We start from the raw sequence: 20,573 nt of genomic DNA on the forward strand, positions 1-20,573 counted from the left end.
CATCGGGGTTATCCTGACCAGCGTTGGGCTAGCGTATGACGATGACACCTCAGATTTTCTAAAAGGTATGGATGACCGCGACTTGAGTGTCGACCTCGGCTTGAACGTAGATTTTAGACTCGGGACAGGCGTGATTTCGACCTACTTCCAACACGATGTATCGGGCGCATACAAAGGATATATAGCTGGTGCAAGATACTTCGACATTGCCACCATCGGTGATGCTGATTTTGTCTCTTTCGCCGGTGTATGCTGCAAAGTAAAGACTTTGTCGACTACTATTTTGGCGTCAATCAAAACGAAGCGCGAGCCAATCGCCCAGCCTACACCGGTGACAGCAGTGTGGCTTATGAGTTGGGATACAAGCTGATTTATCCTCTCAGTGAAAGCTGGAACCTGACACAGTCAACGCAATACACAAGTTTAGGCAGCGACGTTGCTGACTCTCCCATTGTAGACAGCGCTAACCAGTGGATGGTTGGAGCGACCATCGCCTATCACTTCTAAAACGCGCAAAAGCCTGACGACAACATCAGGCTTATTTTTCCGCACACTGACGCAATGAACACCTTACCTGTTTTACCGACAGCACAATGGGTGTTTTAGCGTCTGAGAGAGGTTTGGCTGAACACACTCAGCCAAACACTCACCCTGAACGCCTATCTGAGGACAACGCCTATGTGAGGACAGGCATATTAAATATACATCCTAAGTTCACATCAATAATGAAGAATTCGCACGGTCGAATCGTTTATGCTTCGACGGGTTTTCTTAAAGTGCCCACAAAACCACCACTCAAACACGCAATCGAGAGAGATCGATAAAAACCCATACGCAAACGATTGCCTTCCTTCAAAAAGCGAGTAAGATGCGCGCCAATTTCAAGGCGTTACTGACGTTGGTTGCTCACCAAAGGGCCAAGTGTACGCCTGCCGATTTCAAGACTCACTTTGGTACTAAAACCTATGAAAACTGCTGTTCCTTTGAATATCGATGAAAAGATCTCTTTGCCGAAATCTTTGTCTCTTGGTGCACAACATGTGCTGGCGATGGACCTCTACATCGTCCCAATTATCCTTGCGGGTTTACTTTCTCTTTCCGTTGGTGATACATCTTCTCTCATCCAAATGACGTTTATCGTTGCGGGTCTGTGTACCATTATCCAATCTGGCTTCTTACTCAAATTACCCGTCATGCAAGGCCCCTCTTACATTCCTATCGGCGCCATTGCCGCAATTGGTAAATCTATGGGCATGGGCGCGGTGTATGGTGCGATGATCCCCGTCGCGATTTGTGTCGCGCTACTCGGTCGCCCTTTGAACCTGTTCAGTAAGTTGGTCAAAACCTTCGTCCCCCCCATCGTCGGTGGTACGGTGATAATTGTCGTGGGCATCTCTTTGTTGCCTGTGGCATTTAATGGCATTTACACCGTCGACCGCCCCGCTGCGAATATTCTTATCGCCATGGCGAGTATGTTCTCACTAAGCGCGTTCATTTTACTTGGCTGCTTTATCAAGCAACTTCATTGGCTACGTTTGGCATCCGTTCTAGGAGCCATTGTTGTTGGTACACTCGTTGCTGCGTCAATGGGCATGGCGGACTTCTCTGCCGTATCCCACGCCGCATGGATTGAGCTTCCAAGCTTGCTGCCGTTTGGCGCACTGGTATTCGACCCACTCGCCATCATGACGCTGTTGTTTGTCACCATGATCGTACTGGTTGAAACCACAGGCACTTGGTGCGCGGTTACTGCGGTCACGGGTTCCGATTTGGATGACAACCGTTTGAACCGCGGCGCAACGGGTGAAGCAGCAGGTCAATTTATCTGTTCCCTATTGGGCGGAAGCCCTGTGACAGGTTATTCCACTAATGCAGGAATCATTGCCGTAACCGGTGTGGCTTCACGTCGCGCGATTATCGCAGGCGGCTTTATTCTTCTCGTCCTTGGCCTTGTTCCAAAGCTCACTAGCCTGATTGCTTCCGTACCGCATGCAGTAATTGCCGGCATATTTGCGGTTATCTGTGTGGTGATTGCCATGAACGGTTTTCGCGTTGTCCAGAACATACAGCTTACCGAACGCAACATGTTGGTGATCGGTTTGCCTATTATGCTTTCACTGGGTGCGGTTCTGATGCCTCGTGAAATCATTTATGCGCTCCCTGAACTCGTGGGATATTTGGCGAACTCAGGCATTGCTATTGGCGCGCTGGCTGCGGTTATTCTGAATTTCATTCTTCCTGAAGAAGCATCACAAGAGGCCAAGGCATGATTAACATGACCCAGATTCAATTCGGCATTTTGGCAGACACTTTCCATGCCCCTGTAAAAGGCGAGCTGGCGTTCATTCCAGACTTCTTGATCCTTGTTGATTTACGTGGCGACATTGTAGCTACCTTCCATTCTGACGATGTGGATTACAGCGTTCATCTGAACGCATTATGCGACTCACTGACGCTGATCACCGTTGAGAAAGGCCAGTACCTGATGCCAGGTTTGGTTGACTTGCACTGTCACGCTCCGCAGTGGCCACAAGCTGGTAAAGGGTTAGATCTGCCGCTTTACGATTGGCTCCAAAACTACACTTTCCCACTGGAAAACCGTTATAGCGACTTGGCGTTTGCTGAAAGTGTGTATCAAGACGTGACCCGCACACTTTTGGCGAACGGAACCACCAGCGCGGTGTACTTTGCGTCTATACATCGTGAAGCCTCAGTGCTTCTCGCAAACATCAGCCTTGAACAGGGCCAACGCGCGTTCGTTGGCAGAATCAACATGGACAACGCAGAGCAATGTCCTGCGTTCTATCGCGAGTCATCGGTTGAGCAATCACTCGCTGACACGGAAGCATTCATTCACAACGTGCGCGGCATGAAAGGCAATGAACACGGCTTAGTGAAGCCAGTGATCACACCTCGCTTCGTGCCGAGTTGCACCGAAACATTGCTACGGGAATTAGGCAAACTGGTTCAGCACCACGACGTTCACATGCAAACGCATTGCTCTGAAAGCGACTGGGCACGGGATTATGCATTACAACACTATGGCAAGTCCGACATTGAGATCTATGCTGAAGCTGGGTTGTTGAATAACAAAACCGTGCTGGCACACTCTATTTTCCTGACCGACAACGACGTTGCTGTAATGAAAGAATTTGATGCGGGGATTGGCCACTGCCCGCTGTCGAATATGTATTTTGCCAACGCCGCCATGCACACGCGTGAATTACTAGATAGCGGCGTAAGCATTGGCCTCGGCAGTGATATTGCAGGCGCACCATCTCCTTCGATATTCCGCGCCAGTTTTGACGCTGTTACCCATTCTCGCGTTCGCGAAGACGGTGTAGATTCACGTTTGGCGGCAGGAGAGCGCGGCGTTGCTGGTTCGCGTGTTAGCTTTGTTGATGCATTCTGGATGGCAACCGCGGGCGGTGGACGTGTATTGAATGAAAAAGTGGGTCTGTTCGAGAAAGATTTCCATTTCGATGCGCTCGTTATCAAACCGAGTGCCTTGGGTAACCTACGAATCTGGCAGGATATGGACAGCCCTCGCGATATTTTGGAGAAAATCGTGTCATTGGGCCAACGCTGCGATATCGACAAAGTCTGGGTACAAGGCAAGCAAGTTCGATAATTTCTGACCATCACTCAACCTCCCCTACGTGTGTATGGGAGGTTTTGTTAGTGTGCTCTCATCGCTCGCTCATCATTCAAGAACAATAGAGATATAATTCGTTTTGTACGGCGCTATAGTGGCCTCGCCGGTCGCATAATACTTTGTGCCGGTCTCTTTAGATTGCACTTTAAAATAGTACTTGCCCGCCGCAACGGTAATCGTTTGATAAGTCCCCTCGCTTGCAATGAAAATACTATCATCCGCGAGCCAGCCTTCCGGCGACACTTCAAAGAGATTCCCATTGCATTCCAAAGAACCCGTTCTCGGCTGAGAGCAACTTTCGACAAATACTTCCGTTCTGGAATTGGGGTTTTTTACTGTTTTGGTCACTGTTATCGAACCATAATCTCGACTTGATCTTTCTGCGTCGAAAATCGAAATCGTCTCTTTCTCTACGCTAAAGCCCTTGTCATTTTTCACCACGGTGCCAATGCCCCCTACAGAGCCTAAAACCCCATTTATGGCACCATTAACACCATCATTAACCACTTGTCCTAAATCTTTATCCGCACAACCAGACAAAGTTGCGGTTACCACTATCGCCAACGCTAATTTCTTCATACTCTTTCCTTTTTATTCTTATTTACATCCCATGCCGAGAGAACATTAACACCACTGAAAGCACGTGAGATGTCTCAAAATAGAGTTCAACTGCAACCAAGGAATCGGCGTTCACATATGTCACTGTTTGCTCACTGGCATTGTTGTTTTTGCAAAGAGAAATCAAAGCGGCTTTCATTAAGCGGACACAAAAAGAGCCACAATATGTGGCTCTACGGCAAAGCGATTAAATGACTCAAAAAGCCGTTAGTGATGACCACCATTGTGGCAATCAAAGAATGAAAGGCTTGGCATTGACCAGTCGTGTGTCAAATGCGTGTCTAACGCATACGCAGTGCCCGTTAGACCGAAAAGCACAAGTGCAGCAATTGCGAGTTTTTTCATTGAGTAAATCCTTATTATTTTTGCTTATACCCAAACAACGCAGCAAGTATCGTTGTTTTCGCTGCAAAAAGAAGGAGATTTACCTAGCTTTACGCTTAGTGACCATTCAATGACATAAGGACAAAAAACCGCCTTTCTAAGACGGTTTTAAACCGCGGATTTTTAGAACCGTTATTGGCAGCGCACATCGCCTTTCTGACGCGCTTCGTAATCAATCACACTCCCATTCTTATCGAGAGACAATTCGCAGCACGCGTGAAATAGCGAATTGATCTTTTCTCGGCTTTTTTTAAGGCGTGATTTCAGCGTCGAGTAGTTGATTCCCATTTCTTCGGCATACGCCTTTTGGGACTGTCCATGAAGCTCAATGGACGTGAGCATTTCTGCGTCTTCTTCCGGCAGCGCTTGAATAAAAGGCAGCAGGCAAGTGAGAAGATCTTCTCGCACTTGTTCCTTTTCTTTCTCAAACCAAAGGTCTTCTTGACCAATTTGATTTAAGCGACCCTTTTGACGATAAAAATCGATAATGGCATTGTTCGCCACCTGAAACAGCCAAGACTTCACTTTCGTCCTGTCTTTCACTTCATTAAGGTGAAGATAGGTTTTCAGCAAGATGTCTTGCAACAAGTCTTCGACATCATCAGAGCTGGATACTTTCGAATGAAGAAAAGCTTTCACACTCGATTGGTACTCACCCCACACTGTTTCAATTGTCATCGTTTCACTCTTTAAGCGCCGCGATCACTCGCGGCTATCGATTTTCATTGTCGACCGAATCTATTCGATAAGCGTGATGGAATCTACTATCCCCTTACCGCTATGAATGCCGCCTTCGTTTTCTTGTGCTGGTTTACTTCGCACTAAGTAGCCAGCGTAGCCACTGTACTCTGTGACAGGCACGCCGTTGAAGTAGGCCGTAAACAGACCTATTTCACTGACAAGATCATCCACAAGCGTTTGCTTCCCATCGCGCACGGCAATGGTCGGGCGTTCTCGTTCGTGTGGATATAGCCGCTGCATCAGTGCCCACGCATCATAATCTTCAGGCTTTAAGCTGGCGAGCTTATTTACAATGTCGTCACCGAATACACAGTGACCACCGCCTTCGCCTTGGTTTTTCAGCACCCAAGCATGTTTGTCAGCGTCCGCTTTAAACCACGCGATGGTTTGTGCGCTAACTGGCAACATGTCTGCCAATACACTTTTCACTCGCAACGCTTCTTCTTCGCTCAATGCCCAGCGGGTTAAATCTCGCGCCGTCATCATGGTGAGGAGCATCTGCATGGTTTTGCTGGTTGCCAATTGTTGCCCTACGGTCGCGTTCACTGCCACATGGTGCTGTTCAATAAACACGCGGGTTTGGCTCAGCGTTTCGCAACACTCGTCTTCGCACAATTCAGGCGCAAAATAGTCTGAATATTGGTAACCGACGCGGAGATATACCACATCAATCGCCCCAATGTCTTTCAAGATCAAGCGTTGGTTTTCGCCAGTCGATAATTGCGTCGATAATTGGTCAAACGTTCGGCGCACCGTGCGAACACCACGTTGTTGCAATGCCACTTCCAATAGATGCTGGTCATAAACATTGTCTTCGTTCTTTTGCACCACCATCAAGAATGTGTGCTGCCCTTCACCACCAAAATGCGATCGAATTTCTTGCGCAGCAATCGCAATACCGTGCGCCAATTGGTCTAAACAGGCATTGTCTGCAGGGACAGCAGTTGGCGATTCTACCCATGTGTTATAGGTATCCGGCCATTGGGGCGCATGTAGTCATGCAGTTCATTGGCACGCTGGCCAAAAGGCCCCATTCCCGCTGCAATACCGTTGAATTCGATCACTTTCGCACCTTGTTCACGGTCATCCATGTAATCGGTTCGCATCAAAAGGAGCGGCTTGCGTTCTGCCATTAACGGCGCGTGTTCCGTCCCGTGAATTTGCGTATGCATTTTCAGCAAACGGCCAAAGAACGGATCCGCGTTCGCCATGCTGCGAAGTGATGACTGCAGAAAAGCGTGGTCTTCTGACACTTGGCTGATCAATTTGGTCAGCATCGGCGTCACATTCATTATGTGGTCGAACACATGACGTTTCATGGTCATCGGGGCAAGGCTATACGGACAATGTCTCGCGGTTCCATCCGCATTTTTTATTGCCACGCCATGCATGATTTGCCACTGGCATGCTTCGTCTGTGATTTGTTTATCAACGATTGGAGAATTCACTGTGTTCACCTTACTGCTCCCTTCGACGCATGTTGTTTGTGTTTTAACGCTGCGCATGACGCCATTTGATGACGTTTCATGCTGTTGCCAAGCCGAGATGGGCATTTTCAGTTTCATGTTCTTCTTGTTCTTTCTGTGCAAGATATAACTCTCGGTACTCGCCAATTTGAGCCACTAGCTCGTCATGGGTACCGCGTTGGACAACCTTCCCTTTGCTCATCACTAATATTTGATCCGCATTCTTAATGGTTGAAAGGCGGTGCGCTACCGCAATGACTGTTCGTCCATGTTGAATATTTGATAACGCGCTTTTAACGGTTTCTTCGGTTTCGCTGTCAATGTTGGCCGTCGCTTCATCCAGCAAATAGATCTCTGGCCCGTGAGCAAAACGCGTGCCAACGCAATCAGTTGCTTTTCACCCACAGACAATGATGAACCGCCATTGCCGGGTTGATGTTCATACCCTTCAGGCAAGCGCTCGATAAACGCCGATGCATTCACTTCTCTGGCGGCATCAATCGCAACATCTGAGCGGGTTTCACGCTGCATTAAGTCGATGTTCTCTCGAATGGATCCGCTAAACATGTAAGGGTCTTGCGAGACCAAGCCAAACAGACGACGAATTTGCGCATCAGGCAGATCGTCGATGCGTTGTCCACCCACCAAAATGTCGCCTTCATGATGCGGATAAAAACGCATCAGCAGGTTCACCACCGAACTTTTCCCACTACCACTAGGGGCGACAATGGCTGTGAACTGGCCGCTTTTTGCCACGAAGCTGACATCATCCAGCGCGTTAACGCCCTCTTCATACGCTAAACGCACATGCTTGAACTCGATGTCTTTTTGTGGCGCAAGTTCGACCATTGGCGCATCGTCTTTTTGGGCGTGATGCACAGGTTCATCAAGGATTTCGAAAATGCGCGCGGAGGACACCAGCGCCACCTGCATCTTTCGAAGTTCCATCGACAGCTGCCTAAACGGTTCGAAGAAGCGTTCGATGTAGTTCAAGAAGGCGTAAAGCGTACCGACTTCGACCACGGTTTGTAGCGAAGCATTGCCAAACCAAGCCACGATGCCAAGCGCGGTTAATGAACCAACCAAGCGCGTGAATGGCAGCAGCATCAAACTGTCTACGGCGATCGAGCGGGTGCGGAAGTTAAACCATGTATCGTTGTCTTTCTCGAAGCGCGCTTTAAACGCGTTCTCTTGGCGAAATGCCTGAACCAATGACATGCCTTGAAGCGATTCACTGATAGTGTTGTTGATATGGCTAATCTGAACGCGAATACCATTAAACACGGGCGTCGACACCTTGCGGTAGATCTGCATGGTTGCTAGCAGCACCGGAATCAATGCCAGGCTGATAATCGCCAAACGCCAATCCAGCAACGCTATCGCAATGAAAATACCCACGATGCGCAAACTTCCCTGAATGACAGTGGGAAAGGTCGAAACAAACAGATCACGCAGCGATTCGGTGTCGTTAGTGACATAAGACACCATACGACCTGTTGATAGGCGGTCAAACGCCGCAATCGGCAGTCTCAATACATGATCAAACAGCTGCTTGCGAACATCGTTGACCACCAACAAGGCGCCATGCTTAAACGAGAGAGACTGCAAATACTGAAAGCCTGCTTGGCACATATAAAGCAGCAATACGGCGGCACTTAGCACGCCTAAGTGCTTCCAATCAAACTGCTGAGGCACGATCACTTCGTCAATGATGACTTTCGCCAGCCAAGGAATCGCCATTTCCGCGGATACAGACACCAACATGAATGCAAAGGCAACGGCAAATCGCGCCTTGTGTGGCAAGGTGAAACGAACGAGACGCCCCATAGATTTACTCAACATGGCTTCCCTCCTCCGCATCGGCGTTATTAACGTCATGATTGTCATGCGTGATTGACGTGTTTAACTGAACATGCGTGTGAGCTTGGCGTTCATACACGGCGGCGTACCAACCCTTTTCTGCCATTAATGCCTGATGCTTGCCGCGTTCAATCACCTCGCCTTGATCGAGCACGAGAATGTCGTCAGCATGTCGTAAGTTAGGGAGCCGTTGTGTCACCAACAGCATGGACTTATGACCATAGTGTTTCTTCAAGTTATGACGAACGATGGCCTCTGTTTTCATGTCTAGTGCACTGAATGGGTCATCCAACAGCAAGATATCGGCATCCACCAACAATGCACGCGCCAACGCTACACGCTGTCGCTGACCACCAGACAGGTTTGCTCCATTCTCATTAAGCGGGGCATTAAACCCGCCCGTCATCGCTTCAATTTCCTGCTTGATACCTGCCATTTCGGCGACAAACGCGATTTCTTCGTCTGTTGCATGAGGTTTCCCCATGGCAATGTTTTCTGAAATTGAACCCGAGAACAACAGCGGCTTTTGAGGCACCCAAGCCAATTTTCCGCGTAGTGAATCAAACGTCAGGTGCTCGGTGTTCATCCCTGCCAAGGTGATCTCAGATTGCATATCGCTCAAACCGTATTGACGCATGATCAAACTGATCAGGGTACTTTTCCCACCGCCTGTTGGGCCGGTGATGCCAATAAAACCACCCGCTGGTATCGTAAACGCCACGTCTTTGAGTACCGGTATTGATGTGTCAGCGGATGAGGTATCAGTAGATGAGGTGTAAGCAAATGAACGCACATTCACAGAAAGGTTCGAAGGAGCGCCGTTAGGAATCACGGCGTGTCCTTCTATCACGTCTGGCTTTTGAGCAAACAACGCTTCAAGACGTTTCCACGACGTATTACCACGTTGGAACACGTTGAACTGCCAGCCAAATTGCAGGAACGGCCCCAGTAACTGCGCAAGGTACAACGTGAAGCTCGTAAACAAACCAACCGTAATGGCATTTTCACTGATCATCCATCCGCCATAAGCAAGGGTGATGACGAACGAAGTGCCGTAGATCAATTGAATGGTTGGCCCAAACAGTGAATCGACTTTCGCAACATCAATGTTGGCTGCTAACGTCTCATCCAGCTTTTCACCAAAGCGCGCTTTTTGTCGTGGGTTAATGCCATGAGAACGCACGGCACGAATACCTGCGACAGTTTCACGCACTTCCTCGTTCAGGTGAGAGAATGCCTGCTGCGCGCGTCCAAAGTGTTTTTGCATACCTGCGCCGTAACGATTGGTAACCAGTACCAACAGCGGAAACGGCAACAATGCGACGGCGGTGAGATGGCCGCTAACCAAAAACACCATACCGAAGATCACGGTAAAGCCTGCAATTAACGAATCCACCAGCGTCATCACGCCATCACCCGCAGCGGATTCCACCGCATTCAGGTCATTGGTGGCATGTGCCATTAAATCGCCCGCACTGTGCTTGCCATAAAACGACGGTGACATGGCCGTGAAATGCAAAAACAAATCTCGACGGATCACACGGGAGATCTCTATTGCTGCCCCATAAAGCTGGCTATTCCATACATACCTGAGGGCATACATGGCAATCGCGGCGACAAAGATACCCGCTAAGTGGGTTATCAGTAATTGGCTTGTCAACGCATCATTACTGATCGCATCAACAATACGGCCAATTAGCCAAGGTGGTGCAAGGTTAAGTATCGCGACGGTTTGCAGCGCAAAAAACGCGATCAAATATCGGCGAGTACATAGCTTCATGTAGCCGCGCATTTTCCAAATTAATTCCATGGGGTCATCTATTCGTATTAGTAGCCGAAGTTATCAATCACAGTTATCAATCACAATTAGCAATCGCACGTGATGGCTGTTTTCTTGGTCAAGAATGTGCTGAATGACAATTCCTGCACATGCTCCAATTCGGCTTGCTGATTGAGTAACGTCGTCTCAAGATCATTGAGCTGGCCTACCGTCTCTGCCGAAACGGGATACGCGCTGTGTGTCAACATGTGCCCTTCAGACAATCGTTGAACCAGTTCACGATAACCAATGTCATTCGCTGTCATGTCGGCCAGCATCATCGCAGAAGGCGTTAATGACATATCGGACAGCTTCTGTTTTTCCAACGAAAGGCTCAACGAATGCGCCTGCGTGTTGAAACCGCTATCAAACAAGGCGGCGACATCATCCATCGCACCTAATAGCGCTTCTCCTAATTCAACAAGCGACACGTCACCATCGACCGTCGGCAGCATAAGGCCTGGTTTTCTTCCCATTGTTGTCACTAATTCAACACGCTGTTGAATCATTAATTGCTCTTCACGGGTCAACGATGGGCTCGGCGCGAGCGCACAATGCGTGAGGAAGAGATCGAGGAAATCGCTCTGGGCTTCACTCAGACCGAGCGGCAAATAGGGATTGTTGTCTACCGTGCGAAGCTCAACATACTCCACACCATGACGACACATGGCTTCCAATGGACGCAATTCTGCATTCACGACTTTCGGTCTCACTGAGCCGTAGAGTTCGTTTTCAAGCTGTAAAATGGCGTTGTTGAGTTGCTGATTGTCGTTCAAATGACGGTATTGCTCACTCGGCATCGCCAACAGCGCTGAAACGCCTTTCAAATACGCCCGAAACGAAATGATGCAATGAGGACAAACAATCAAACATCTGGTTTTTGTTTGTGTAGGCTGGCGTGATCAACTCCAGCTGAGCTTCCGCAAAATCAGTGGTGATAAACGGATGCGTTAAAGCAGAACCCAAGGTTCTAGGGTGTAAGGTTTTCGCCAATGCGCCTTTAGGCGTTGTCCGAATGGTTTCCTTTTCAATACCGCGGCGGATGCCTCCTAGCGTGCCTACCAATACTTTCTCTAGTTTTTTCGTCATCTTTCTTATATTCAGTAATGAGTGACATAAAATCACCACATAAAACATGCGTGGTGTTTCAGTGTTCTTTACCTATAAGACGCAGACAAACGAGAAAAGACGACGAAAAGTGACATTTATTTTTAGCCCGATGCCGCTAAATGGATCGAGTGGCTTCTCACTCTATAAATTTGACCACCTTCAAACATGTAGAGCTTGGAGAACACAAAAAAGCCGCTGACTCTCATCAGCGGCTTTTCTTAACTCAACGCGATATTGATTTATTGCTTAGTGAACTCAACAGCTTGCGATGCAATCACGAATTCTTCGTTCGTTGGGATAACCAACACGACAGCATCCAGGAGGTCAGATTTTGCAATCATGCCGCCTTTGCCGAAGCGTGCTGCTTCATTACCCGTTTCGTCTTCAACAAAACCCAAAATTCTTAGGTTCTTGAGCACTTCACGACGAATTGGCAGTGAGTTCTCACCGATCCCGCCCGTAAAGATGATGGCATCAAGGCTGTCGAGGGTGATCATGTAAGAACTGATGAACTTAGCAACACGATAGGTGAACACTTCAAAGGCCAGTTTTGCACCTTCGTGACCGTTATCCATGGCTTCAAGAATGCCACGTGCATCAGACGTTAGTCCGGATACACCTAGGAAACCCGATTTCTTGTTCAAGGTGTCGAACACTTGCTCTTGGCTCCAGCCTTTTTTCAGCAAGAACTCGATGATACCTGGGTCCAAGTCGCCAGAGCGTGTCCCCATCATCAGGCCAGCTAGCGGTGTGAAGCCCATTGAGGTATCTACCGATTCGCCATTGCGCACAGCACACACCGATGCACCGTTGCCCAAGTGAACAGAGATAACGTTGGTGTCTTCAATCTTCTTGTCCAATACCTTTGCTGCTTCACGGCTAACAAAGTAGTGGCTAGTGCCGTGGAAGCCGTAGCGACGAATACCGTATTCTGTATAAAGTTCGTTTGAGATAGCGCCCGTAAACGCTTTCTGCGGCATAGTTTGGTGGAACGCGGTATCGAACACTGCAACTTGTGGCAAGCTTGGGAAAGCCTTCATGGCAGCACGAATGCCCATGACGTTTGCTGGATTGTGAAGCGGAGCCAAATCACTCAGTGCATCAATTTCAGCGACTACGCTTTCATCAATCAGCGTTGCAGTAGCAAACTTCTCACCGCCGTGAACGACGCGGTGACCAATAGCAACCAATTGGCTGCCAACATCCATGTTTTCGACCAATTCAACGATGATTCCCACCGCTTTCTCGTGGTGACTACCACCTTGTTCAAGCATAACTTCTTGCTTGTCTTGTCCTTCGCGTTTCCAGCTAATGCGCGCATCGTCAAGACCGAAGCACTCGCCAAGGCCAGATAGGATAGCCTCGCCAGATTGTGCATTCATCAATGCGAATTTAAGGGAGGAACTGCCTGCGTTGAGGACCAGTACTAGTGAATTGCTCATGAAAAATCTCGTTGGCAAATGGGTGATACGGAATACTCAGATTCAGAATCTCCATTATTCAATTAATTTTTAACTACACAATGTTTATTTGAATGATTAAACGTTTTTTAACCTTTTAATGTTTCAGATCAAAAATGCGCACGCTTACTGACAAAAATGAACGTTATCAGTCTCCATAAGACACAAAAAAACGCCGATATAGGCGCTTTAAAAGTCAAGCTATTTGGCAATTCAGGCCATGGTAAGAAGCGACTTGCCTAGCAGCCATTCAAACTCTTTTTCGAACTCTTCACCATAGCGATTACAGCACACATCATGCAATTTTCGGCTGGCATGGCTGGTGAACTCTACTGCATTTTCCGACGAAACGGAGTGAAGAAAGAAGAGGCGGAGAACGGCAGTAAATCGGTTGTCAGATCGAAGTGCGGTTAGCCAGCTCTCAATGAATGTACGCTTATCGCCTTCTAGATCTAACCGATCGATCAATATGTTCAGTAACCTGTCATCTAGACGTGTAATGAAATCGGTTTTCTTTGGAAAGTGGTGGCTGATCCCTGTACGAGATATGCCTGTCTGCTGACTCAGTGTTGTGTATGACATCTTGTCGTATCCAAGCGTAACCAATTGGTCAACCACCGCATCAAGGATCGTTCTTATCGTGACTTCAGTATCTTCTTTGCTTCTCTTTGGCATGGTCTTATCCCTGTTTCTTGGCTTCAATCAACTGTAACAATCAAGACATCAGTTCTACTGCTGCAAGCGCTTCTATTATTTATGTCGCATTACCGTAGAGCTTGATTACGCTTAAAACGAAAGAGTTTACCGACCACCTACCCTTAAGTTAACGATCTTAAAGATAGTACATGTGTACACTTTATGAGCAAAAGACGTTCGAAAATCCAAGAAGCGTGAACAGCGTTAGATTTGAGGGCGGGTATCAACATGAATCTGTAACGTACTGAAAGCAAAATGCTATTCTATGTTAACAACACGTGAACAAAATGCAGCGAGCGTTACCTGCATCAAAATTTGAACAAGTGTTTAAATGAATCTCTTGACCTAAGCACATAGAAATCCTTAATTTAACACTTCGATAACATAGAATTATAATTATTACTCTATTCCCTACAGCTATACGGAGTCCTTTATGGCTCAACCAAAACCTTACCAACAAGCTCTTCGCTGGGCTGAAGAACGCCCGAATGAGATCTTTCTTCGCCAGATCATCAACCGTCAGTTTAAGGACTTCACTTACTCTGATGCTGTTGACCAAGCTCTGAGGATCGTTTCTGCCCTGAGAGGTATGGGACTGGAACCTGGAGATAAAATCGGCTTGATTTCGAAGAACTGCGCAGAGTGGTTCATCACCGATCTTGCTTTGATGCTAGGAAGTTATGTCAGCGTCCCCATTTTCCCAACCGCGGGCGCAGATACCATTGGGCATTGTCTCGATCACTCAGAAGCAAGGTTGTTGTTTGTAGGTAAATTGGACGACACAAAAGCGCTGAAAGAGACCCTAGAAACCCGTAGCAAGCTTCCCACTATAGCGTTCCCTTATCCCACCATTCATTGCGGTTACGACTGGGGTGATTTGATTGCTCAACATAGCCGAGCTGAAGTGAACCCAGAGCATCAAGACGACGATTTAATGTCTATCGTGTACACCTCCGGTACGTCTGGTTTGCCAAAAGGCGCCATGCTGACTCACGGTGGTTTTGCTTGGTCGTCACAACAACTGATTAATAGCATTGGTATGCGAGAGGGCGAACGCCTGTTTTCTTACTTGCCACTCGCACACATTACAGAGCGTGTTTACATTCTTGGCACAGCAATGATGTCCGGCATTTGCACTGCATTTCCTGAATCTCTCGATACCTTTATTGATGATGTCAAAATGCACCGCCCGACCCTGTTCATTTCTGTACCGCGTCTATGGACGCTGTTTCAGCAACGTATTCAGCAAAAACTGCCTCCTGCGAAACTCAACATTTTGCTCAAGATCCCTGTGGTTTCTGGCTTAATTAAAAAGAAGATCGCGCAGAACCTTGGCTTGGACCAAGCGCGCGTACTCGGGTGTGGTTCTGCACCAGTATCAGCAGCACTGCTGAGCTGGTATGAAAAGCTCGGGTTACACATTACTGAAGCATGGGGTATGACGGAGTCGTTTGCTTATAGCACGTTGAATTACCCATTCAGAAAAGACAAAATCGGTACCGTCGGTAATGCCGGCCCGGGTGTTGCGATGAGAATTGCTGCTGATGGCGAGATCCTTGTGAAAAGTCAGGGGCTTTTTGCTGGATACTACAAAAACCCAGAAGCCAGTGCTGAAACCATCATTGATGGCTGGCTGCATACCGGTGACATTGGCGATATTGATAACGAGGGTTACCTCACTATTCAAGGGCGTAAGAATGACACGTTCAAAACGGCCAAAGGTAAGTTTGTTAGCCCTGTGCCTATTGAGAAGCGGCTGTTTGAACTCAGTAACGTGGAAATGATGTGCTTGGTTGGCTCAGGCATGCCTGGTCCTGTTCTTCTGGCTCTCCCCCATGATTTCCCTAACTTTGATCGCGCGCGCTATGAGCGTCGCGTGACGAAAGTGATTGAGACCATCAACAAGGAGCTTGAATCACACGCGAAAATCAAAGGTGTGTTGATGATCAAAGAGCCTTGGAGCATTGAAAACGGATTACTAACACCAACGTTAAAAATCCGTCGTCACCTGCTTGAAAAGAAATACCATGATGTCGGTGCGGTATGGCCTGCTGATAAACTGGTGCAATGGGAAGACTAATCCTATTTATATCAAGCATCTAAACGGGCCTTTTGGCCCGTTTTTTATTGCGTTCAATTCGACAGGTTGATTCATTTTCTCTCGATAACCCAATAAAAAACCCTACAAACCGAGGCGTTAAATGTAGTAATATTACGAAAAGTCGAAAGACTATCCTCATCCCCATCATCGAGAGAGTGATCAATGAGCCAGGAAGAATATCAAGTATGTGATGCGTGCGGCGTGACCGCAGAAATGGGTTACGTGATCAGCGAAGGCGATGACGCTGCTGAAGTTGAAATCTTTGCGTCGGACAAAACAGCCGCCATGGCTGAGTTTCGTGCTTACCTGTCACTGGCGAAAGAAGTTAATGACGCAGTGATTCATGACCTCGATGAAAACGCAGAGTGGGTGTTAAACCCACTGACCGTGAAGCTTAAGTTTGAATGCAGTGCTGAGAAGCTCATTTTTGAACTCCGTAGCCGCGCACTGGCAAAATAAAACTCGATCATTCTTGTTAGTGCTTGTTGCTATCACTGAACACAATGAATGAAAAAAGGCCGTTAGCTAAATCTGCTAACGGCCTTTTTGTTTTCAGTCACTCACCAAAACAACGTTAGAACAATGTCGGCGTGTTTTCCTCTTCATCCACACCCAGCGTATCGATAACTGCTTCAAGTTTCTTCGCCGCGATTTCATATTCGAACTTGCGAATGGCGTCTTCAACAGTATCGAGATCAACATCCATGCTTTTCGAGCTTTGTTTTATACCTGTAATAAAATCAACCGCCTGCGTATCAAAATTATTGAGCAAGATTTTAAGTTGCTCCAATTCAATACGAAACTCTCTTGGCGTATAACCCGCAAAACCGGCTTCCACGGGCTTCGCTTCTTCCTCTTTTTCACCCGGAATGTAGGTTTTTATTTGTTTTAAGCACGCCTCGATTTTGTCCATCAGGCTGGCATCCATTTTCAGATCTGTGCTTGCTTGATCTTCAAGATTCCCGGCAAGAACGGCCAAACCTTTCGCTGAAACATTGGCAGCAGCGCCTTTCAAAGAGTGAGCAAACATCTCAACATCTTCTCGATTTTCATCAGCCAGTGCCTGACGGATTTTATCAATCACGGCCAATTTCGTATCTGTGAATGCCCCCATAACTTTCCAGTAGGCTTTCGAATTGCCGCCGATACGGTTAATCCCCTCATTGGCATCAAGAACCAGTGGATCAATGTCTGCAAGTTGAACATCAATTTCATCTTGAACTTTTTGAACGTTGAGCACGACCGACGATTTCACCACCTCTTTGGACGCTGTCGTCCACCGTTGGATGGTCGTAAGAAGCTCATCCACATCTATCGGCTTAGATACGTGGTCATTCATGCCTGCTTCTTTACACTGCTTCACGTCTCGTTCCATGGCATTAGCCGTCATGGCGACAATCGGCAGCCCCGCCAATGACTCAATTTCTCGAATTTTCTTGGTGGTCGTCACCCCATCCATCACGGGCATCTGCATATCCATCAACACAATGTCGAAGTGTTGCTCCTGCACCATGTCGAGTGCAATTTGGCCGTTGTCTGCCACTTCAATCACTGGATCAAACTGCTCAAGAATACCCTTGGCGACTTCTTGGTTGATCATGTTGTCCTCAACCAGAAGTATTTTTAGCCCTGTAAAGTCGATCTCTTCAGACACATCTTCATGTGCGTCACGGCTATTAAGAAGTTTAAGCTCCTCTTGCCCGAATGCTTCCATCAAAGCATCAAACAACGAAGACGGGTTAATTGGCTTAACCAAAGCAGCATCAAACAGCGTCTGAACATCGTCACCGATCAACCCAGCATCTTCACCATAGGCACTGGCAAGAATCACTTTCGGCATTTTATTGATTTCTAGTGCATGGATTTGCATCGTGGCTTCATCACCATTAATGCCCGGCATTTTCCAATCCATCACGACGACATCAAAGCCATCGTTACTTTGATCGGCAGATTGCACTTCGAACACGGCTTCTTCACCATTAGAGACTGCCGCCACGCGCAGATTTAGGTTATCAAGCAAGGCATACATGATGTCTCGTGACGCTTGGTTATCATCCACAACCAACACACGTTTATCATTGAGCACGGTCGCTTTAGCCACCTGCTCTTTAATGCTGGATTCGCTGCGACCACAACGAATGGTAAACGAGAACGTGGAACCTTTTCCGGGTTCACTCGCGACCCAAATTCGCCCGCCCATCAATTCAACAAAGCTTTTTGAAATGGTTAAACCAAGCCCTGTACCACCGTATTTTCGCGTGATAGAGCCATCTGCCTGAGAGAACGACTGGAATAAGCGCCCCAACTGTTCATCGGACATGCCAATCCCCGAATCCTGAATGTCGAATTGCACTTCGACAATGTCATCGCATTCGGTCACTTTTCTGGCGCGAATAATAATTTCGCCGCTGTCGGTGAATTTAACGGAGTTACCCGTCAGGTTAATAATAATTTGTCCTAGGCGTAACGGGTCACCAACGAGGTCATCTGGCAGGTCGGGGTCAATATCGAAAATGAGCTCCAACTCTTTTTCTTTCGCTTTGACTGAAATGATGTTGCTGATGTTATCCAGCACTTCACTAAAGCGGAATCCGATGTGTTCGACCGAGAGCTTACCGGCTTCAATTTTCGAGAAATCGAGAATGTCATTGATGATGCCAAGCAACGACTTACCCGCTTTTTCAATATTGCCGACATAGTTACGTTGCTTGTCATTCAAATCCGTTAACAATGCTAAGTGAGACATACCCAATATGGCATTCATTGGAGTACGGATTTCATGGCTCATATTCGCCAAGAATTCCCCTTTGGCTTTACTGGCCTCTGTGGCTTGGTCTTTCGCGGCAATCAAATCAGATTCGAGGCGTTTTTGGGTAGTGACATCGACGAACATGCCCACAACCCCCAAGGGCTCGCCATCGCCGCCGTAATAAGTGGCTTCATACACCGTTAATATTCGGACATCGCCATTGGCATTCGGAAGCTCTATCTCATAGACACTTGAGCCTGGGTTTTCGAGCAGTGTTTTTTCTTTTTCATCGAACATGGTGGCGACATCTTCGGTAAATAGCTCCGACGGTGTTTTGTCCATGACATCGACATAGAAAAGGCCAAGAAAGTCAGTGAACGCGTCGTTGACGCCGATGTAATAGCCTTCGGTGTTTCTAAAGTAGGTAGGGTTTGGTATCGCATTAATAATTTGCTGGTTGAGCTTCAACTGCTCAGAAACACGGTGCTCCGCTTCGAGCTGTAACTCGGCGTTAATGGTGAGCTGAATGCCCACGGCCAAATCTTCTTGCGCCTCTAATAACCAATCAATTTCCTTGTCAGAGAAAGTACGTACAGACCCTAATTCCAACACCCCGACCATGTCGTTATTGACAATAAGGGGCATGAAATACATTTCTTCCAACATCAAGTGACCAGCAGGTAATGCAAGCGCGAATTTGTCTTTGTCGTTTCTGATCCGCAGAAACTCTTTCGTCAGCATAATCGTGCGATGGAAAGAGACGGCTTCTACGTCCATTTCTTCCGTTTTTTCATCAACACCCACGCCGCCCACCAAATTCAGCTTTTCACCTCGGAGAACGTAGATTGCAACATATGGCAACTCAAGGCGTTGTGAATAGAAGTTCGACACTTGAAGGCCAAGATCTTTTGTGTCTGAACACCCCCGAATCAAATCTGAAAACGCTTTGATTTGACGGCTGAACTCAAACCTCTGGGCAATTTCAGCCAACACTTCATTTTGAGCAGCAGCAAGGTCTTTCAATTCGCCTTGGCTTTCCACCTCAAGTTTGAACTCAAACTGCTTGTCACGCACCTTGCTGACGATAACGCGACGAATGTTATCCAGCGGTTTTAGGAATCGATACCACAACAAGACGGTGGACATTCCCACAGTTACTATCAACAAAAATGCCATCGATATAGCAACGCCATCCATGTTTGCCCGTTGCTGAATCAGCTGATCCAGTTCTGCATGGGAACTTTTATCGATGGCATCATAAAATGCGCCAATAGGCCCCATAATTTTATTCTTTGCATGGATATACTCTGGCCCGAATAGCATTTGTTGCGCAAGTTCAGGATCGGGAATGACACGTTCAATACCACGAGCCGTGCGTTTCTTCCCTTGGATCAAATTCATTGCCTCTTGCTCAATGGAAATGAGCTCTTGCGATCGAATAAGTGCTTGGGTCAAAAACGACATTTGCGCTTCACTCACCCCCGAATCGCGCATGCGGCTGAACAACGAAGGGAAATCGGGACGAATTGGAATATCAGGGGCTTGCACTTCATAGTTGGGATCAGACAACTGGGCCCAATAATCAAAATTAAAGCTCTCAGGAAGCGGGAGCTGTCCATCACGTACCGCTTTCACATTCTCGAACAAGTAACGCCAGCGATTGTTCGATGTGACGGCATAATTTCGCGCAAACTGTGTTAGCAATTCGGAGCTGTTTTTTAACTCTGTTGCCAACGCATACTGTTCATAGCGTTTTTCATAAATGATATTTATGTCTTTTGAGAGGGCTTCTGAGCGTATGTTTGCAAATATAGTTAACACGCCAAGAACGAGAATAAACCCCATTAATGCGAAGAAAATGTGGCGAATCGATCTCATTTTGTCTCCAAAGTCTCGAAATGGTGACACCGCTAT

Annotated in this window: 17 protein-coding genes and 1 pseudogene; 6 read left to right on the forward strand and 12 right to left on the reverse strand. The window is 47.4% G+C overall.

Features of this window, described 5'->3' with window-relative positions; translation table 11 throughout:
• The first annotated feature begins 13 nt into the window (after positions 1-13).
• From AC3CIC_RS19315 to AC3CIC_RS19330, 4 genes are all read left to right on the forward strand, one after another.
• Positions 14-370, forward strand: a complete 357-nt coding sequence (locus AC3CIC_RS19315) for a MipA/OmpV family protein (protein ID WP_488516842.1) — start codon at positions 14-16, stop codon at positions 368-370.
• The gene (locus tag AC3CIC_RS19320; RefSeq protein ID WP_488516843.1) at positions 253-507 is read left to right on the forward strand and encodes a MipA/OmpV family protein; all 255 of its coding nucleotides are present in this window, start codon (positions 253-255) and stop codon (positions 505-507) included. Before AC3CIC_RS19315 ends, AC3CIC_RS19320 begins: the two co-directional genes overlap by 118 nt.
• 458 nt (positions 508-965) lie before the next feature.
• Positions 966-2,270, forward strand: a complete 1,305-nt coding sequence (locus AC3CIC_RS19325) for a solute carrier family 23 protein (RefSeq protein WP_488516762.1) — start codon at positions 966-968, stop codon at positions 2,268-2,270.
• Positions 2,267-3,631: an amidohydrolase family protein gene (locus tag AC3CIC_RS19330; protein ID WP_488516763.1), complete on the forward strand. Its 1,365-nt coding sequence runs from the start codon at positions 2,267-2,269 to the stop codon at positions 3,629-3,631. The genes AC3CIC_RS19325 and AC3CIC_RS19330 overlap by 4 nt, the downstream gene beginning before the upstream one ends.
• A gap of 72 nt (positions 3,632-3,703) precedes the next feature.
• Here the strand turns inward: AC3CIC_RS19330 and AC3CIC_RS19335 are convergent, their stop codons facing one another.
• The 11 genes and pseudogenes from AC3CIC_RS19335 to AC3CIC_RS19385 all read right to left on the reverse strand — a co-directional run bounded on the left by AC3CIC_RS19335 (position 3,704) and on the right by AC3CIC_RS19385 (position 13,788).
• Entirely contained in the window at positions 3,704-4,234 is a 531-nt protein-coding gene (locus AC3CIC_RS19335) for a hypothetical protein (RefSeq protein WP_488516764.1), read from the reverse strand.
• Between the two features lie 246 nt (positions 4,235-4,480).
• Positions 4,481-4,618, reverse strand: coding sequence for a hypothetical protein (locus tag AC3CIC_RS19340; protein ID WP_198928362.1), 138 nt, complete (start codon positions 4,616-4,618; stop codon positions 4,481-4,483).
• A gap of 171 nt (positions 4,619-4,789) precedes the next feature.
• A complete protein-coding gene (sigZ, locus tag AC3CIC_RS19345; protein ID WP_488516765.1) occupies positions 4,790-5,335 on the reverse strand; it encodes an RNA polymerase sigma factor SigZ in 546 nt (181 codons plus the stop codon).
• Between the two features lie 60 nt (positions 5,336-5,395).
• A pseudogene (locus AC3CIC_RS19350) lies at positions 5,396-6,846 on the reverse strand (glutathione synthase).
• A gap of 76 nt (positions 6,847-6,922) precedes the next feature.
• Positions 6,923-7,066, reverse strand: a complete 144-nt coding sequence (locus tag AC3CIC_RS19355; protein ID WP_488516766.1) for a hypothetical protein — start codon at positions 7,064-7,066, stop codon at positions 6,923-6,925.
• A 44-nt stretch (positions 7,067-7,110) separates the two neighbouring features.
• Positions 7,111-8,706 carry an ABC transporter ATP-binding protein gene (locus tag AC3CIC_RS19360; protein WP_488516767.1) on the reverse strand — a complete coding sequence of 532 codons (1,596 nt, stop codon included), beginning with the start codon at positions 8,704-8,706 and terminating at the stop codon, positions 7,111-7,113.
• Positions 8,696-10,534: an ABC transporter ATP-binding protein gene (locus AC3CIC_RS19365; protein ID WP_488516768.1), complete on the reverse strand. Its 1,839-nt coding sequence runs from the start codon at positions 10,532-10,534 to the stop codon at positions 8,696-8,698. Before AC3CIC_RS19365 ends, AC3CIC_RS19360 begins: the two co-directional genes overlap by 11 nt.
• Before the next feature lie 56 nt (positions 10,535-10,590).
• Entirely contained in the window at positions 10,591-11,370 is a 780-nt protein-coding gene (locus AC3CIC_RS19370; RefSeq protein WP_488516769.1) for a hypothetical protein, read from the reverse strand.
• Positions 11,333-11,632, reverse strand: coding sequence for a hypothetical protein (locus AC3CIC_RS19375; RefSeq protein ID WP_488516770.1), 300 nt, complete (start codon positions 11,630-11,632; stop codon positions 11,333-11,335). The genes AC3CIC_RS19370 and AC3CIC_RS19375 overlap by 38 nt, the downstream gene beginning before the upstream one ends.
• 260 nt (positions 11,633-11,892) lie before the next feature.
• Positions 11,893-13,095 carry an acetate/propionate family kinase gene (locus AC3CIC_RS19380; protein WP_488516771.1) on the reverse strand — a complete coding sequence of 401 codons (1,203 nt, stop codon included), beginning with the start codon at positions 13,093-13,095 and terminating at the stop codon, positions 11,893-11,895.
• Positions 13,096-13,326: 231 nt separating this feature from the next.
• Positions 13,327-13,788: a TetR/AcrR family transcriptional regulator gene (locus AC3CIC_RS19385; protein ID WP_016962510.1), complete on the reverse strand. Its 462-nt coding sequence runs from the start codon at positions 13,786-13,788 to the stop codon at positions 13,327-13,329.
• A 454-nt stretch (positions 13,789-14,242) separates the two neighbouring features.
• Between AC3CIC_RS19385 and AC3CIC_RS19390 the strand changes: the two genes are divergently transcribed.
• Both AC3CIC_RS19390 and AC3CIC_RS19395 read left to right on the forward strand, forming a co-directional pair.
• On the forward strand, positions 14,243-15,889 hold the full coding sequence (locus AC3CIC_RS19390; RefSeq protein ID WP_488516772.1) for an AMP-binding protein: 1,647 nt from the start codon (positions 14,243-14,245) through the stop codon (positions 15,887-15,889).
• 183 nt (positions 15,890-16,072) lie between these two features.
• The gene (locus AC3CIC_RS19395; RefSeq protein WP_488516773.1) at positions 16,073-16,369 is read left to right on the forward strand and encodes a DUF406 family protein; all 297 of its coding nucleotides are present in this window, start codon (positions 16,073-16,075) and stop codon (positions 16,367-16,369) included.
• Between the two features lie 115 nt (positions 16,370-16,484).
• Here the strand turns inward: AC3CIC_RS19395 and AC3CIC_RS19400 are convergent, their stop codons facing one another.
• A complete protein-coding gene (locus AC3CIC_RS19400) occupies positions 16,485-20,537 on the reverse strand; it encodes a hybrid sensor histidine kinase/response regulator (protein WP_488516774.1) in 4,053 nt (1,350 codons plus the stop codon).
• Positions 20,538-20,573 lie beyond the last annotated feature (36 nt).

This window comes from Enterovibrio sp. QJM3NY_24, assembly GCF_057786035.1.